At 68.7% G+C, this 14,236-nt stretch carries 13 protein-coding genes and 1 pseudogene; 6 read left to right on the forward strand and 8 right to left on the reverse strand.

Annotation, left to right across the window (positions count from 1 at the left end):
• Positions 1–115: 115 nt before the first annotated feature.
• Together JOE46_RS11375 and JOE46_RS11380 are read left to right on the forward strand one after the other, a co-directional pair.
• The gene (locus tag JOE46_RS11375) at positions 116–1,255 is read left to right on the forward strand and encodes a sensor histidine kinase (RefSeq protein WP_097212389.1); all 1,140 of its coding nucleotides are present in this window, start codon (positions 116–118) and stop codon (positions 1,253–1,255) included.
• Positions 1,252–1,908: a response regulator transcription factor gene (locus JOE46_RS11380; protein WP_072753353.1), complete on the forward strand. Its 657-nt coding sequence runs from the start codon at positions 1,252–1,254 to the stop codon at positions 1,906–1,908. Before JOE46_RS11375 ends, JOE46_RS11380 begins: the two co-directional genes overlap by 4 nt.
• Here JOE46_RS11380 and JOE46_RS11385 read toward each other — a convergent pair.
• From JOE46_RS11385 to JOE46_RS11395, 3 genes and pseudogenes are all read right to left on the reverse strand, one after another.
• Positions 1,905–2,231: pseudogene (locus tag JOE46_RS11385) on the reverse strand (integrase core domain-containing protein); the annotation flags it as partial. The gene JOE46_RS11380 and the pseudogene JOE46_RS11385 overlap by 4 nt on opposite strands.
• Positions 2,232–2,234: 3 nt before the next feature.
• Entirely contained in the window at positions 2,235–3,680 is a 1,446-nt protein-coding gene (locus JOE46_RS11390) for an NAD(P)/FAD-dependent oxidoreductase (protein WP_209927234.1), read from the reverse strand.
• Positions 3,681–3,690: 10 nt separating this feature from the next.
• Entirely contained in the window at positions 3,691–5,403 is a 1,713-nt protein-coding gene (locus JOE46_RS11395) for a DUF3556 domain-containing protein (RefSeq protein ID WP_209927235.1), read from the reverse strand.
• A 166-nt stretch (positions 5,404–5,569) separates the two neighbouring features.
• On the opposite strand from JOE46_RS11395, the gene JOE46_RS11400 reads away from it, so the two are divergent.
• A complete protein-coding gene (locus JOE46_RS11400) occupies positions 5,570–6,160 on the forward strand; it encodes a TetR/AcrR family transcriptional regulator (RefSeq protein ID WP_209927236.1) in 591 nt (196 codons plus the stop codon).
• Between the two features lie 122 nt (positions 6,161–6,282).
• On the opposite strand, the gene ychF is transcribed toward JOE46_RS11400, so the two are convergent.
• A complete protein-coding gene (gene ychF / locus JOE46_RS11405) occupies positions 6,283–7,362 on the reverse strand; it encodes a redox-regulated ATPase YchF (protein ID WP_072846694.1) in 1,080 nt (359 codons plus the stop codon).
• 62 nt (positions 7,363–7,424) lie between these two features.
• The gene (locus JOE46_RS11410; RefSeq protein ID WP_097212381.1) at positions 7,425–7,850 is read right to left on the reverse strand and encodes a CD225/dispanin family protein; all 426 of its coding nucleotides are present in this window, start codon (positions 7,848–7,850) and stop codon (positions 7,425–7,427) included.
• A gap of 235 nt (positions 7,851–8,085) precedes the next feature.
• Between JOE46_RS11410 and JOE46_RS11415 the strand changes: the two genes are divergently transcribed.
• Positions 8,086–8,310, forward strand: coding sequence for a hypothetical protein (locus JOE46_RS11415; RefSeq protein ID WP_209927238.1), 225 nt, complete (start codon positions 8,086–8,088; stop codon positions 8,308–8,310).
• A gap of 8 nt (positions 8,311–8,318) precedes the next feature.
• On the opposite strand, the gene JOE46_RS11420 is transcribed toward JOE46_RS11415, so the two are convergent.
• Positions 8,319–8,897 carry a bifunctional 2-polyprenyl-6-hydroxyphenol methylase/3-demethylubiquinol 3-O-methyltransferase UbiG gene (locus JOE46_RS11420; protein WP_209927239.1) on the reverse strand — a complete coding sequence of 193 codons (579 nt, stop codon included), beginning with the start codon at positions 8,895–8,897 and terminating at the stop codon, positions 8,319–8,321.
• Positions 8,898–9,053: 156 nt separating this feature from the next.
• On the opposite strand from JOE46_RS11420, the gene JOE46_RS11425 reads away from it, so the two are divergent.
• Positions 9,054–9,620 (forward strand): LysM peptidoglycan-binding domain-containing protein, encoded by a 567-nt coding sequence (locus JOE46_RS11425; protein ID WP_077042527.1) that lies wholly within the window; start codon positions 9,054–9,056, stop codon positions 9,618–9,620.
• A gap of 135 nt (positions 9,621–9,755) precedes the next feature.
• A complete protein-coding gene (locus JOE46_RS11430) occupies positions 9,756–11,345 on the forward strand; it encodes an FMN-binding glutamate synthase family protein (protein ID WP_097212378.1) in 1,590 nt (529 codons plus the stop codon).
• Between the two features lie 21 nt (positions 11,346–11,366).
• On the opposite strand, the gene JOE46_RS11435 is transcribed toward JOE46_RS11430, so the two are convergent.
• Both JOE46_RS11435 and JOE46_RS11440 read right to left on the reverse strand, forming a co-directional pair.
• Positions 11,367–12,749, reverse strand: coding sequence for a lipase family protein (locus tag JOE46_RS11435; protein WP_209927240.1), 1,383 nt, complete (start codon positions 12,747–12,749; stop codon positions 11,367–11,369).
• Positions 12,749–14,035 (reverse strand): hypothetical protein, encoded by a 1,287-nt coding sequence (locus JOE46_RS11440; RefSeq protein ID WP_245221027.1) that lies wholly within the window; start codon positions 14,033–14,035, stop codon positions 12,749–12,751. The genes JOE46_RS11435 and JOE46_RS11440 overlap by 1 nt, the downstream gene beginning before the upstream one ends.
• Positions 14,036–14,236: the final 201 nt, after the last annotated feature.

The following is a 14,236-nucleotide window of genomic DNA, read 5'->3' on the forward strand; positions in this document are numbered from 1 at the left end:
AGCCCGGCGGCGGGCGCCTCGGCCCGGAGGCTGGGGTTCGCCTGGCCGATGGCATGGTCTCTCTCTCGTTCTTTCGGCGGGTACGCCGAGGCGCGCCGACCCCTAGGCTGTAGCCGTGGTCACTGTCCGGCGCTCCATCTGGCATGAGCCGCGGCCTGCTGACGCCCCACCCATCGGTCGGCTCGACTGGCTGCTTGTGGGCGTGTTCGCGGCCGCCGCCTTGGTCGAGGGCATCGCTCGGCCGGGCTTGGCCTGGCGACCACTTGTGACGATGCTCGCCCTGGCGGTGATGCCTGCCCTGCTCTGGCGGCGGGGTCGCCCCCTGATGGCCGCCCTGGTCGGGTGGGGCGTCGCCGGGCTGCTCTCGGTCCTCCAGCTGACTGCGCACGCCGAGGACCTCGGCCTCTACTCCATGATGGCCGTCCTGATCCTGCTCTACTCCCTGGTGCGGTGGGGCTCGGGCCGGGAGATGGTCTTGGGGACGGCGTTCGTGACGGCCGTCGTCGCGCTGGGGATGTACGTCTCCTCCGCGGGCTGGGCCGACGTTTTCGGCGGGAGCGTCCTCTTGCTGTTGTTCGTCGCCCTCGCGGCGGTGTTCCGCTACCGCGCGGACCTCTGGCATCGCCAGCAGCGCGAGATCCGCAATCAGGAGCGCGTGGGGCTGGCTCGCGAGCTGCATGACACCGTGGCCCACCACGTCTCGGCCATCGCGGTGCAGGCGCAGGCCGGTGGCGTGGTTGCCGGCATCGAGCCTGAGAAGGCTGCCGAGATCCTGGCCGCGATCGAGTCTGAAGCGTCGCGAACCCTGGCGGACATGAGATCCATGGTGCGGGTGCTGCGTGAGGAGGAAGCCGTCGCCTACTCACCGCAGCTGGGTGTCGCGGACCTGCCTGCTCTGGCGCGCGCGGACGCGACGCCCACCGTCGAGGTCTCGCTGGACGGTTCGTTAACCCGGCTGGCACGACCCGTGGATGCCGCGCTCTACCGGCTCGCGCAGGAGTCGCTGACCAACGCCGTACGGCACGCCCGGAGCGCGACCCGCGTCGGGATCGACGTACGCCGGGAGGGCGACGCCGTCAGGCTGCGTGTCAGCGACGATGGACAGACCGAGCCGGGGCCGGCCCCGGAGCCTGGGTTCGGCCTGCTGGGCATGGCCGAACGCGCCCAGCTCCTCGGCGGATCGCTCTCCGCGGGGCCGGGGCCCGAGGGTGGCTGGGTGGTCGAGGCCGTGATGCCGGTGGAGGCGATGGCATGAGCATCCGTGTTGTCGTAGCCGACGACCAGGACTTGGTCCGGACCGGGCTGGTGATGATTCTCGGCGCGCAACCCGACCTCGAGGTCGTGGGGGAGGCAGCAGACGGGCTCGCAGCGCTCGACCTGGCGACCCGGCTGCGTCCCGATGTCCTCCTCGTCGACATCCGGATGCCCGGGCTCGACGGCGTCGAGGTGACGCGGCGCCTGGCCGGGCCAGACGTGACGGACCCGATGGCGGTCGTCGTGATCACCACCTTCGACCTCGATGAGTACGTCCTCGGCGCCCTACGCGCCGGCGCCCGCGGCTTCCTGCTCAAAGACGCCGGGCCGGAGCTCCTCGTGCAGGCTATCCACGCGGCGGCCAACGGGGACGCGCTGATCGCCCCCAACGTCACCCGCCGGCTGCTGGCGACCTTCGCCGACCAGGCGCCGGTGGTACCGGTCCAGCCCATCGACCCGCTCACCGAGCGCGAGAAGGAGGTGCTCGCGCTGGTGGCACGGGGCCGGACCAACGCCGAGATCGCCACCGAGCTCTTCGTCGGCCTGAGCACGGTCAAGACCCACGTCGCATCGTTGATGACCAAGCTCGGCGCCCGCAACCGCGTCGAGATCGCGATGTGGGCATACGACACCAGACGCGTGAGAGTCGATTAGTGGGTACAGATTGCAGCGTAGGCCCGTGGGGTTCGGTAGCCCAATGATGAGTGCGGCCGGTCGTGGTTGTACTCCTCCTTCCAGTCGCTGATGGTGACCTTGGCGTGGGTCAGGGACCAGAACAGGTGCATGTTGAGGCGACCGTTGAAGGACTCGATGAAGGGGTTGCGCCACGGCTCCCCGGGTGGGATGAACAGCATCCCGGTCCTCGTGCCAGCCCAGTCGGTCAGCGCAGCAGCGATCATCTCCGGCACGTTGTCCAACCGCAGCACCGCCGTGCCACCACCACGAGTGGCCGTGATCCGGTTCAGTTCAGTGGTAACCCGTCAGTCGGCTCGGCGCCGGAGGGGCTGCACATCGACGCCCAGACTGCGCAACGCGCTGGCGGCAGCGCCTGCCCCGCACATTCCGTGTACGCCCGCACCTGGCGGCGTGGAGGCCGAACACAAGAACATGCCATCGACACCGGTCGCGTACGGGTCGAGCGCGAACCCCGGTCGCCCGACCATCTGGAGCGGCGAGTTCGCCCCTCCCCCGATGTCGCCCCCGACGTAGTTCGCGTTGTAGCGCTCGTACTCCGCCGGGCCGGTGGCATGCACCGCGACGACCCGGCCGCGGAAACCGGGCGCGTACGCCTCGATCTGGTCCAGCACGACCTCCGTCGCATCCACGTCGTAGCCGGACGGGACGTGCGCATACGCCCAGATCGGATGCACTCCCTCGACCGATCTGGTCGAGTCGGCCAGGTATTGCTGCCCGACGAGCACGAACGGCCGCGCCGGCATCCTGCCCGCCACGACTGCGGCCTCCGCAGCCGCCACCTCGCCGGCAGTGCCACCCAGATGGACCGTCCCTGCCCTGCGCGCAGATTCATTGGTCCACGGGACCCCCTCGCGCACGGCCAGGTCCACCTTGAAGGCGGCAGGGCCGAACTTGTAGGACCGGTATCGGCGCTGGCCCCGCCCGCCGAGCCGATCACCCAGGATCTCGGCAACCGCCTGCGGAGTCGTGTCGAACAACGTCACGTCGGCGGCCGGCAGGTCGGCGAACGATCGGACCGGAGCGTTGAACTCGATCTCCCCTCCGCGCTCGCGCAGGAGGGAGACCAGCGCCGAGGTGATCGCCTGCGAGCCGCCCTCGGCGACCGGCCATCCGTAACGATGCCCGGCCGCCACCAACATCACACCCACCGACGCCGACAGCGGACGGTTCAACGGCTGGAACAGGTGCGCCGCGCACCCCATCAACAAGGCCCGGGCCTGCGGTGTGCGGAAGGCCCTGGCCAGGACGGTGGCGGGGAGTCCGGCCCGGAGCCCGAACCTGGCCAGGGTGATCGGATGCCTGGGCACTCGGAGGAGCGGCCCGAGCACCTCGGGGGCAAGGGTGTCGAAGGTGCGCGCGAGGGGCCCGAAGACCCTGCGCCAGGCGTCCGCGTCCACACCCATTCCGGCGGCCGTGTGATCGACGTCGCCGGCCAGCACGCCGGCCGACCCGTCCGCCAGAGGATGGACGAGGTCGATCTCGGGCCACCGCCACCGCAGGCCGTGTTCGGCGAGAGGCAGGGTCGCCAGGTACGGCGAGGCGACCCCGAGCGGGTGCACCGCCGAACAGACGTCGTGCAGCAGTCCGGGCAGCGTCAGTTCACTGGTGCGCGCGCCTCCTCCCGGACTTTCGGCACCTTCCAGCACCGTCACCTTCACTCCGTGCCCGGCCAATCGGACGGCGGCGGCCAGACCGTTGGGGCCGGAACCGACCACGACTGCGGTCCTCACGTTCGCCATGTCAGCGGGCCCGAGGGTTTTCGCTCACCGTCACCGGCATGTCGTCGGCCCACGGTTGCCGGTTGACCATGTCCGCGACCCGAACCGTGCCCCGCTCGAACTCACCGGTGGCGGCGTCCAGCAGCCGGTAGGCCTGGGTCTGCTTGTGGATCGGCTGGGCGTCCAGGACCAGGACCAGGAGTTCACCGGAATCGAAGGCACACAGGCTTTGGAGCGTCTCGACGAGCTGCTCGGAATGCAGGTGACCGTCACCGAAGTTCCAGCCGAGCACGACGCCGGCCACCGTCTCGCCGTCGAGTTCGACGTACTCCGTGGTGGGTTGGTCGGCCAGGAGTCGGGGCAGCAGTGCGGCGTGCGCGCGGCCGTGCGTGTGGATCGCGCGGAACGCGAAGCCGGTGAGCCGCGTGACCCGGGCCTCGTCCTCGCCGCCGTAGATCTTCTCCAGCTGGCGGTGCGGCAGCATCGCGAAGCGGATCGTGCCGTCGGTCAGCTTCTGCTCTCCGCTGGGCGACAGGCACCAGACGGTGGTGTCCCAGTTCCCGGCGTAGTACCGCATCCCGAGCAGGAAGCAGATCCGCTCCGGGAACAGGTTGCCGAGGATCACGAGGAGGAAGCTGACGGCCGGGATCAGCAGGACCGCGGGATGGACGAGGTCGCCGAGCCCCAGGGATGCCTTGTCCACGAACAGCGTCAGCACGGCGAAGATCATGAACACGTTCCACTCGAGCGGCGTCCCCATCGGGATCGTCACGATGATGTGCAGGTGGAACAGGATCATCACGATCGCTGCGACCGTCGTGACGGTGCCGCCTCCGGAGAGGATCAGCACGAGCGGAACGACGAACTCGATCGCGGTTCCGCCGTGGGCGAGCAATTTCGAGAGCCAGGACGGGCGCAGGTCATCGGGGTACGAGCGGGTGAAGAGGTGCTTGATGCGCTTCGTTCGCCACAGCGGGCTGTTCGCCTCCATCGCCTGCACGACCGACGGGAAGTGCACGTTGAGCTTCGAGACCGCCGCACCCCACCAGATACACAGCAGGACGAACTTGGCGGCCACGATGGAGTCGGGGAACGGGACGAGGAAGGTCACGGCAATCGCGCCGTAGACCTCCGCGCGGGCGGCCAGGAAGATCGTCCGGTCACGCAGTCCTATGACCGCGAGCAGTCCCAGGACGACGGCCACCTTCTGCCAAGGCAGCTGAACCGTCCCGGCAGCGGTCGCGGAGACCAACGCCACCAGCAGCGAGACGAGCAGCGCGGCGTACGCGGCGATGTCTACGACGCCGCGCTTGTCTCCGGAGGTGAGCGGAACTCGCCTCGGCCACGGCGGCATCCGGATGGTTCCACGGCGGAACCAGTAGAGGAACGAACCCAACGGCGGCAGGAAGCGCAGGTTCAGGGGCCCGAATCCGCAGCCCAGGCCGGTGACCTCGAAGAGGATGCACCAGAGCACGACCTTCTGCCACACGACCGGCAGGGCCCACCACTGGCCGACGTCGAGCAGGCCGTCCACGCCGGGTGTGGTCAACGCGAACATTGCCGCGCCGAGAATGAACAGGGCGATCTTCGCGAGGTAGCCGACGTACACCACATCGGGTGTCCCGAAACCTTGTGAGAGGTAGTTCTCCGAGAGGATGCGCATCTGGGTGGGTCGGCGGCCGCGGCGCAACTCGTCCGCGTCGATGTCCGGTTCCACCGGTAGCAGGAATCCCATAGGTCCTCCGTAGCGCTCACCGTTCCGACACGCCGTCGCCTCGGTCGGCGACCGGGCCCTCCGCGCGGCCGGTCATGGTGGAGAACGTAGTGCTTTGTAGACACTTTGACACAAGTGTTTACAGAAGAATTCTCCGAACTTTTCGACGCCCTATGATCGAGCGGCAATGAGACCCGACTCCAGCGTCGTGCGCGACCGCATCCTGGACGCCGCCGAACTCTGTCTGGCGCGCGACGGGATCCGCCGCACCACCGTGCGCGCCGTGGCCCAGGAAGCCGATCTCAGCCGCGCCTACCTGTACCGGTTCTTCACCGATAAGGCGACACTGCTCTCGGCGGCACTGATCCGCCGGGGCGCGGACTTCTGGGAGGACGCGGCCGATCGGATCGCGCGACAGGACAGCGTGTCCGGCATGCTGACCGAGGCGGTCGTGCTGTCGAGGCAGAATCCCTTGGGGCCGTTGGCCGTTGAACTGGCCGCCCGGGAACCGCACGAGTACGCCGAGATCATGGGCACCTACTCCCAGGACGTGGTCGCCCAGCTGTCCGACTTCTGGGTGGACCGGCTGCGTGACGCCCAGCAACGCGGCCTGGCCCGAGAGGACCTCGACCTGCCCGGGGCGGCGGAATGGCTGGTCCGGATGCTCGTCTCGCTGGTGGGGACGCCGGGATCGGCAGTCGACGTGGACGACCGGGAGGCTCTGCTGACCTACCTGCAGACGTTTCTCGGTCCGGCGTTCAGCCCAGCGTCACGCTGAACACCTACAGCCACCGTGGCCCGACCCAGACGACAGAACCCGCAGGGCTGCGGACGAGCTGTTCCGGGCCTCTGCGGGTTCTGCTGCGGACGGGCGACCTAACAAGCCGTTCGCCTGGGGTTCTACACGTTGAAGCGGAACTCCACCACGTCACCGTCGGCCATCACGTACTCCTTGCCCTCCATGCGCACCTTGCCTGCAGCCTTGGCCGCGGCCATCGAACCCGCCTCGTCCAGGTCCGCGAAGGACACGATCTCTGCCTTGATGAAGCCGCGCTCGAAGTCGGTGTGGATGACGCCTGCCGCCTGCGGGGCGGTGTCACCCTTGTGGATGGTCCAGGCGCGCGACTCCTTGGGGCCGGCGGTGAGGTAGGTCTGCAGCCCGAGGGTGTGGAAGCCGGTCCGGGCGAGCGCGTGCAGGCCGGGCTCGGACTGGCCGATCGAGTCGAGCATCTCCTGGCGGTCCTCCTCGTCCAGCTCGAGCAGCTCCTGCTCGACCTTCGCGTCGAGGAACACCGCGTCCGCGGGGGCGACCGACGCCCGCAACTCGGCGACCTTCGCCTCGTCGGTGAGCACCGCCTCGTCCGCGTTGAAGACGTAAAGGAACGGCTTGGTGGTGAGCAGGCTCAGCTCACGCAGCAGCCCGAAGTCCAGCTTGTCCTTGACGCTGAAGAGGGTCTTGCCCTCGTCGAGGAACGCCTGGGCCTTGACCGCCTCGTCGTGCAGCGGCTTGAGCTCCTTGTTCTTGCGCGCTTCCTTGTCCAGCCGCGGCAGGGCCTTCTCGAGGGTCTGCATGTCGGCGATGACGAGCTCGGTCTCGATCACCTCGATGTCCGAGGCCGGGTCGACGCGGCCGTCGACGTGCACCACGTCGTCATCGGCGAACACACGAACCACCTGGCAGATGGCGTCGGCCTCGCGGATGTTGGCCAGGAACTTGTTGCCAAGGCCTGCACCCTCGGACGCGCCCTTCACGATGCCGGCGATGTCGACGAACGAGACCGTCGCGGGCAGGATCCGCTCGGAGCCGAAGATCTCGGCGAGCCTGACCAGCCGCGGATCGGGCAGCTCGACCATGCCGACGTTGGGCTCGATGGTCGCGAACGGGTAGTTCGCGGCCAGCACGTCATTGTTGGTCAGCGCGTTGAAGAGGGTGGACTTGCCGACGTTGGGCAGTCCGACGATTCCGAGGGTAAGGCTCACGGTCTCCAGAGTCTACGGACCGGGGTGGGCGCCCTGCACACACCGGTCCGTAGACCTGCGGATCAGTACCCGCTGGTGCTGTCCTCGACGCTGCTGATCCCGGCGGCGAAGATCACCGCGAAGAGGATGACGTACAGCACCCCCAGGCCGATAGCCAGCCACAGCGCGATCTGGCCGAGCTGCTTGGTGCGGTCGGAGGCGTACTGGGCACCCTGGTAGTCACCGAGCGCCCACCTCGGGTACACCGAGGACGAGTGGTTGAACGCGGCGAACGCCAGCGGCCAGAAGAAGACGACCGCGGCCACCGCCCAGCCCGCGTTCGACGGCGGCGGCGCGGGCACAGCGCCGGGAACCGGAGGCCCGTACTGGACAGGGGCTTGCATCGGCTGCGGGGCCTGCGCGTGCTGCGGATAGGACGGGTACGCGGGCTGCGGATAAGACGGCGCCGCCGAGGACGTGGGCGCGCTCGCAAGATCGGTCTCGGACATGGTCCCCCCAGAAAGTCAGTCGGATACAGCGCAAGCACCCTATCCGAGCGAGTCGTCGCCCTGTCGTCAGTGCAGGCCCGGACTGCGGGCCTGCACCCATGGCTCAGCGAAGGCGGGCAAAACGAGTAGCCCACGGCCGTGACATGCGGTCTCCCGGCGCTCACAATGAGAAGAGCGCAATCCGAGGGCACCCCGGAACCGCGCGGTGCGCCACGCCGCCACCAGGAGGATCACCATGACCAGAAATTCACTCCGCGCAGCGATAGTGGCCGCGGCCACGGTGCCGGTGATCGCGTTCGGCCCTGCCATCGCCGCCGCCGGACCGGCATCGCCGATCCCCGCGCCCGTCCAGCCCGCATACCTCAACCCACAGCAGGGCCCATTGGGTGCCGCGCTGACCTGCTCGCCCTTGGCCTTCATTCCGTTCGCCGGGCCAATCGCCATAGCCTGTTGGGTCTGAGGCGGCCGCTACCCTCGCTTGCGCGCGACCGTCACCGCCCACGTCGCGTCCGGCCGCCAGGGCCTCAGATCCCACGTCGCGAAACGCTGCTCGAGCACCAGCCCGGCCGACTCCAGGTCCGCGTCGAAGTCGCGGACCGTGTACCGGTAGTCGGTGGCGAACCCGGTCACCAACACCCCGCCGTCGGCCAGGTGCGCGACAAACCGTTGCAGCACAGTCCGTTCCGTCCCTGGTTCGAGGAAGATCAGCACGTTCCCGGCCGCGATGATCGCGTCGAACACCTCGCCCGGCAGGTCGAGTTCGGCGAGGTCCGCCCGGTGCACGGTCAGTTCCGGGTGCGTCCGCGCGGCCTCCACCAACACCGGATCCAGGTCGACCGCCGTGACATGGTGACCGCGCCTGGACAATTCGACGCCGACACGCCCGGTGCCACATCCGGCGTCGAGTACCCGCGAACCCGGCGCGATCACGGCATCGACCATCCGGGCCTCCCCGTGCAGATCCACGCCCTGCGCCGCCAACTCCTCGAAACGCCGGATATAGGCGCGTGATTGCTCTTCGTTACGTTCGTTCTCCCAGCGCGTCACATTGTTCAGACTATGTTCAGATCGCCCTTCAGCCCCAGCGAAACTCTTTCGCGCCGCGTACGCTCTGTGAGCACGCCGAGGGCTGGATCATGCGGTCCCCGTGTGGATCAGCACTACAAGCGCTTCACCGACGATCACCTCTGAAAGGGGAACAACGTGGCGGACACCTTGCAGGCCGGTTCGAGCCTCACGGCCGGACAGTCGATCACCTCCAACAACGGCGCCTACGCGCTGACGCTGCAGGACGACGGCAACCTCGTGCTCAGCGAGGGCGGCAACGCTGTGTGGGCCAGCAAGACCAACGGCAAGAGCGCAGTCAAGGCCGACCTGCAGGACGACGGCAACTTCGTGCTGTACACCGAAGGCAACGACGCCGTGTGGGCCTCCGAGACCTCGGGTAACTCCGACGTCAAGCTGGTCGTCCAGGACGACCGCAACGTGGTGCTGTACGCGGGCGACAAGGCCGTCTGGGCCTCGGACACTGCCGTCGAGGTCGTGGCCGAGCCGGAGCCCGAGCCCGCCCCCGTCGCCCCGGCCGCCGCCGAGGCCCCGCCGGCGCCCCCGGCCCCGCGCACTCACACCGTCGCCCCCGGCGACACCCTCTGGGACCTCGCCACCCACTTCTACGGCGACGGCAACCAGTACCAGCGCATCGCCGACGCCAACGGCATCCCGAACCCGGACGCCATCAACGTCGGCCAGGTTCTGACCATCCCGGCGTAGTACACCCGCTCCACCCGACACGGCGGTCCCGGATCTCATTTCCGGGGCCGCCGTGTCGTTTTCGGCGCCCCGCACGCCGGGTGCAACACTCGGTCGACCCGACCGGCAATGGACGTGACGCGAAAAGGATGCACCGTGGTGAGATGGCTGATCGTTGCCGGAGTGTGGCTCGCCGGACTCGCGGCACTGGCGCTCGCCCTCGGCATGGGATCCGGATGGCGGGTCGTCATCGCGATTCTCGCCGCCATCCTCGTGGCGCTCGCGGGCCTTGGCACCTGGGATCTACTCCAGCGCCGGCACAGCATCCTGCGCAACTACCCCATCCTCGGGCACGCCCGGTTCATGCTCGAGAAGATCCGCCCCGAGATCCAGCAGTACTTCATCGAATCATCCACCGATGGAACGCCGTTCGATCGTGAGACCCGCGATCTCGTGTACGAACGCGCCAAGGGCACCAAGGACGACGAGCCCTTCGGCACCGAACGCGACGTACACGCGCCCGGGTACGAGTTCATGGCGCACTCGCTGCGGGCACGGCACGCCCCCGAGGCGACCCCGACGGTGCGGCTCGGCGGGCCCGACTGCACCCAGCCGTACGACATCGCGCTGCTCAACGTCTCCGCGATGAGCTTCGGCTCGCTGTCCGCCAACGCGGTCGAGGCGATGAACGCTGGCGCCGCACGCGGCGGATTCGCCCACGACACCGGCGAGGGTGGCATCAGCCCCTACCACCGCAAGCACGGCGGCGACCTGATCTGGGAGATCGGCTCCGGCTACTTCGGATGTCGCACGGCGGACGGACGATTCGATCCGCAGGTCTTCGCAGGTAAGGCCGTCGACCCCCAGGTCAAGGCGATCTCGATCAAGCTGTCCCAGGGCGCCAAGCCCGGCCTGGGCGGCGTGCTGCCGGGCGCGAAGGTGAGCCAGGAGATCGCCGACACCCGCGGCGTCCCGGTGGGGGTCACCGTGATCTCGCCGCCCGCACACAGCGCCTTCGACACCCCCGCCGGGCTGATCGAGTTCATCACGACGCTGCGTAGCCTCTCCGGAGGCAAGCCCGTCGGGTTCAAGCTCTGTGTTGGCTCGCGCTCGGAGTTCCTCGGCATCTGCAAGGCCATGCTGGAAGCCGGGACCTCGCCGGACTTCATCATCGTGGACGGCTCGGAGGGCGGAACCGGCGCCGCCCCCGTCGAATTCGAGGATCACATGGGCATGCCGCTGACCGAGGGCCTGATGCTCGTGCACAACGCACTGGTCGGCGCGGGCCTGCGTGACCGGATCAGGGTCGGCGCCTCCGGCAAGGTCGCCAGCGGCACCGACATCGTCAAGCGCATCATCCAGGGCGCCGACTTCACCTTGGCGGCCCGAGCGATGATGTTCGCGGTCGGCTGCATCCAGGCCCAGGCCTGCCACACCAACCACTGCCCGGTCGGGGTCGCGACGCAGGACCGCTCCCGTTCGAAGTCGATCGACGTGCCGGACAAGTCGGCCCGGGTGTACCGGTTCCAGAAGTCGACGGTGGCCAGCGCGAAGCAGCTGATCGCCTCGATGGGCCTGGACGGCTTCGACGAGCTGCGGCCGTCCATGCTCAATCGGCGCGTCGACGCGTTCACCACGAAAACCTATGCGGATCTTTATGAGTGGCTGCAGTCGGGCGAGTTGCTCGAGGACCCGCCCGCGGGCTGGCGCAGCGACTGGATCGACGCGGACGCCGCCCGATTCTGACCGCGCGGCCGGCGCCGCGCCTCAGTCCGCGAAGTTCCTGTCGATCCAGTCGATCGTCTGCATGCCGAACAGGTCGGTCCCCCACCCGTAGGGGTCGGCGAACAGCCGGTTCAGGTTGCAGTCGCTCGGCGCATAGGTGACGTCGGTACCACCGGCCCGGTAGCGGGCCGCGAGGTCACGGGAATCCTGTGCGGGCACAAGGGACATGGGCGAGTCGTCCTTGCCACACGAGGAGATCAGCACCTTAGATCTCGGCGCCTGGCCGCCGAGCCTGTTGTCGTCGTAGACATGCTGGAACTCGGGGATGTCGGCGGGACTCTGACCGCTGGAGAACAGCAGCCGGAGCGGCACGAAGGGAGCCGTGAAGTAGGACGGCATCTGACACTGCACGCGGTACTCGTCCGCCAGCGCCCTGCCCACCGGGTTGAGCTTGTCGTTGATCCGCATCTCCGGATACCAGGGCTCGAGCCCGAGCAGGGTCGCGAAGGCGAAGCCCGATCCGACCGAGCCGTCCGCGGTCCGCATGAAGTTCCGCTGATCGATGACCATGCCCTCGAGGACAGTCGATTTGACGTTCAGCTCGGGTGCGTAGCCGGCCTGCATCTCCGCCGCGGAGGCCGCGCCGACGCCGCCGCCCGCGACACCGAACAGCGCGATGGGGGCCTGCGGGCTCAGCCCCGTCCCGCCGCCCGCGGTGGCCGCGCGCAGCGCGTCGAGCTGGGCATGGCCTGCGAACTTCGCCGCGAAGACGCCGTGCGGATCGGGGTCGGCATCGTTGCCGACATCGGAGATCACGACGGCGTACCCCTTGCCGAACATCAGCGCCAGCGGCCCGAGCGCGGACCACGAGGCGCCGTCGAGGGGGTCACCGCCCGTCCACTGCGTGCTGGGGTGACAGTAGGCGCCGACGCTGTCGTTGGCCTCCTGGTACCCGATGACCTTCTTCTCCGACGCGGGCACGCCGTCGATCGGGATCATCACGAACCCGGTGCTGATCGTCGGGGTCACCCCGTCGTTCCCCGTGGTGACGTACATGATCTTGTACGCCTCGAGGTTTGCCGGCTTGAAGCCGGTGAACATCACCTCGACCCGCTTGGCCTTGAGGAGGGTGCCCGGCTTCTCGGCACCGGTGAGCGGCGGCTCGACGTAGAACGGATCGTTCGGCCGCAGCGCGCCGAGGATCTCGTCGCGGGTGCCGAACTCCCCGCCCTCGAACGCGCCCTCGACGAACGGATTGAACACCTCGCCCTGCAGCGCGGGCGTGTCGACCGCGACGGGCGGCGGGGGTGCCTGCGCCGCACCGACACCCGGCGACAGGATCGCGAGCAGGACGGCCGCGGCGGCTGCCGAGAGCGAGTGCGCCCCGCCGATGCGGGGGCGAGGGTGGCGCGGATCGGTCGACATCAGGACACCGTCACTTTCGTGTTCTGGAGGGCCGATTGCAGGATCTGCGGAATGTTCATCAACGGCCGGTGGCTCTCGATCTGGATCTCGTACGGGGTGCGGAGCTCCGCCTCGAGCCGCAGCCAGTCGTCTTCCACCGTCGCCTTGTACCTGGGCAGCAACTGGGTGGTGATGTAGTCCCACCGCTCCTCGTAGACCGACCAGTTCCAGCTCGGCAGCGGCGTCGTGAAGGTGGCGGTCCGGCCGTCGGGCAGGGTGGTGGCAATCTCGATGGGACGGAACGAGCGCGGCGGCAGCACGCCTGCCACCGAGGGTGACCCCGCGACCGTGGACAGGTAGCTGACGGCCTCGCCGACGTCGCCCTTGTAGGCCCGCACGTCGTCCCATTGTTCCCGGATGATCACACCCTGTTCGCGACGCAGCAGGGCCACGTTGCCACGGGCGATCCGGTCCGCATCCGTCGAGGCGATGTCGCGCCACGCGTCCATCACGTCCTGCCTGAACAGCCCCGCCGCGCGCATCTCCTCGAGAGCAGGCAGGCCCTCGGTGACGTACGCGCGGTGCATCGGCATCAGATCCGAGAAGATGTTCTTCTGCATCACCAGGATCATGCCCAGGATGTGGTGCAGGTCGTCGCCGGTGACCGTGGTGCCTGCCCCTGCCAACGCGCGCAACCCCTTCGGGAGCCGGTCGACGATCTGCGGTCCCGCCACGTCGGTCGCCGTCGCGACGATGGCGCGCGTGGTCTGTTGCAGCTGTGGAAAGTCGTAGATGTTGGTGATCAGCTCGAAATCGATGAGCCCGCCGCCGAAGTCGGCGCCGACCTGCCCGGCCATGCCCGCCCACTGCAACTCGCGGTGCTGCAGCTGCAGGTGCTCGTAGTACCGGTACGACCGGATCAGGTTCTCCCGGTTCGTCTCGACCCCGGTGCGGGGATCCCACCGCGCCAGGTCGATGCCGGCCTCGGCGGTGACGTCGGCGAGCCAGTACTGGTAGAGCAGCGCGGCATACGAGGTCGGCGCCGCATCGGAGGCCCTGGCCTGGTCGAGCAGCCGTGCGAGCACGCCGCGATCGGTTGGCAGCGCCGGGTTCACCCCGCCCGGTCCGTGCGCGGCATCGCGGTTGATCAGGGGCAGGTTCAGGTAGGTGTCCGCCTCGGACGCGGCGGCGGGCGCAGGCGCGCTCGGTCCCGCCACCACCAGCCCCAGCACGACGGCGGCCAGCGCGGGCAGGCACCTCCGGAGAACGGAGGACCGCGACGGTGCGCGGGCGATGCGAGCACTCATAGCTCTCCCGGTGTCGGAACATACCGCGAAGTAGGTTTTCCGAGACTAGTTCACGTTCTGCGAGGCTCTGGGCGTTTTCGGCGGACCGGCCCCTCGGGGGCCTTACTCCACGCCGGTGCCCGCTGCTACTGACCGCCGAGCGTGCAGTTGTTGCCGTCCCTCCTGGGCCGAAGCGACGGCAGGTGCACGCTCGGCGAGGAA

Source organism: Rhodococcus sp. PvR099 (genome assembly GCF_017833315.1).
GTDB lineage: Bacteria > Actinomycetota > Actinomycetes > Mycobacteriales > Mycobacteriaceae > Rhodococcus_G > Rhodococcus_G oryzae.

Excerpts from the sequence above, each read along its gene's own strand:
- JOE46_RS11395 (WP_209927235.1), bottom strand. The coding sequence starts at position 5,403 with ATGGGATTCCTGCTACCGGTGGAACCGGACATCGACGCGGACGAGTTG.
- JOE46_RS11410 (WP_097212381.1), bottom strand. The coding sequence starts at position 7,850 with ATGTCCGAGACCGATCTTGCGAGCGCGCCCACGTCCTCGGCGGCGCCG.
- JOE46_RS11380 (WP_072753353.1), top strand. The coding sequence starts at position 1,252 with ATGAGCATCCGTGTTGTCGTAGCCGACGACCAGGACTTGGTCCGGACC.
- JOE46_RS11415 (WP_209927238.1), top strand. The coding sequence starts at position 8,086 with ATGACCAGAAATTCACTCCGCGCAGCGATAGTGGCCGCGGCCACGGTG.
- JOE46_RS11400 (WP_209927236.1), top strand. The coding sequence starts at position 5,570 with ATGAGACCCGACTCCAGCGTCGTGCGCGACCGCATCCTGGACGCCGCC.
- JOE46_RS11435 (WP_209927240.1), bottom strand. The coding sequence starts at position 12,749 with ATGTCGACCGATCCGCGCCACCCTCGCCCCCGCATCGGCGGGGCGCAC.
- JOE46_RS11440 (WP_245221027.1), bottom strand. The coding sequence starts at position 14,035 with ATGAGTGCTCGCATCGCCCGCGCACCGTCGCGGTCCTCCGTTCTCCGG.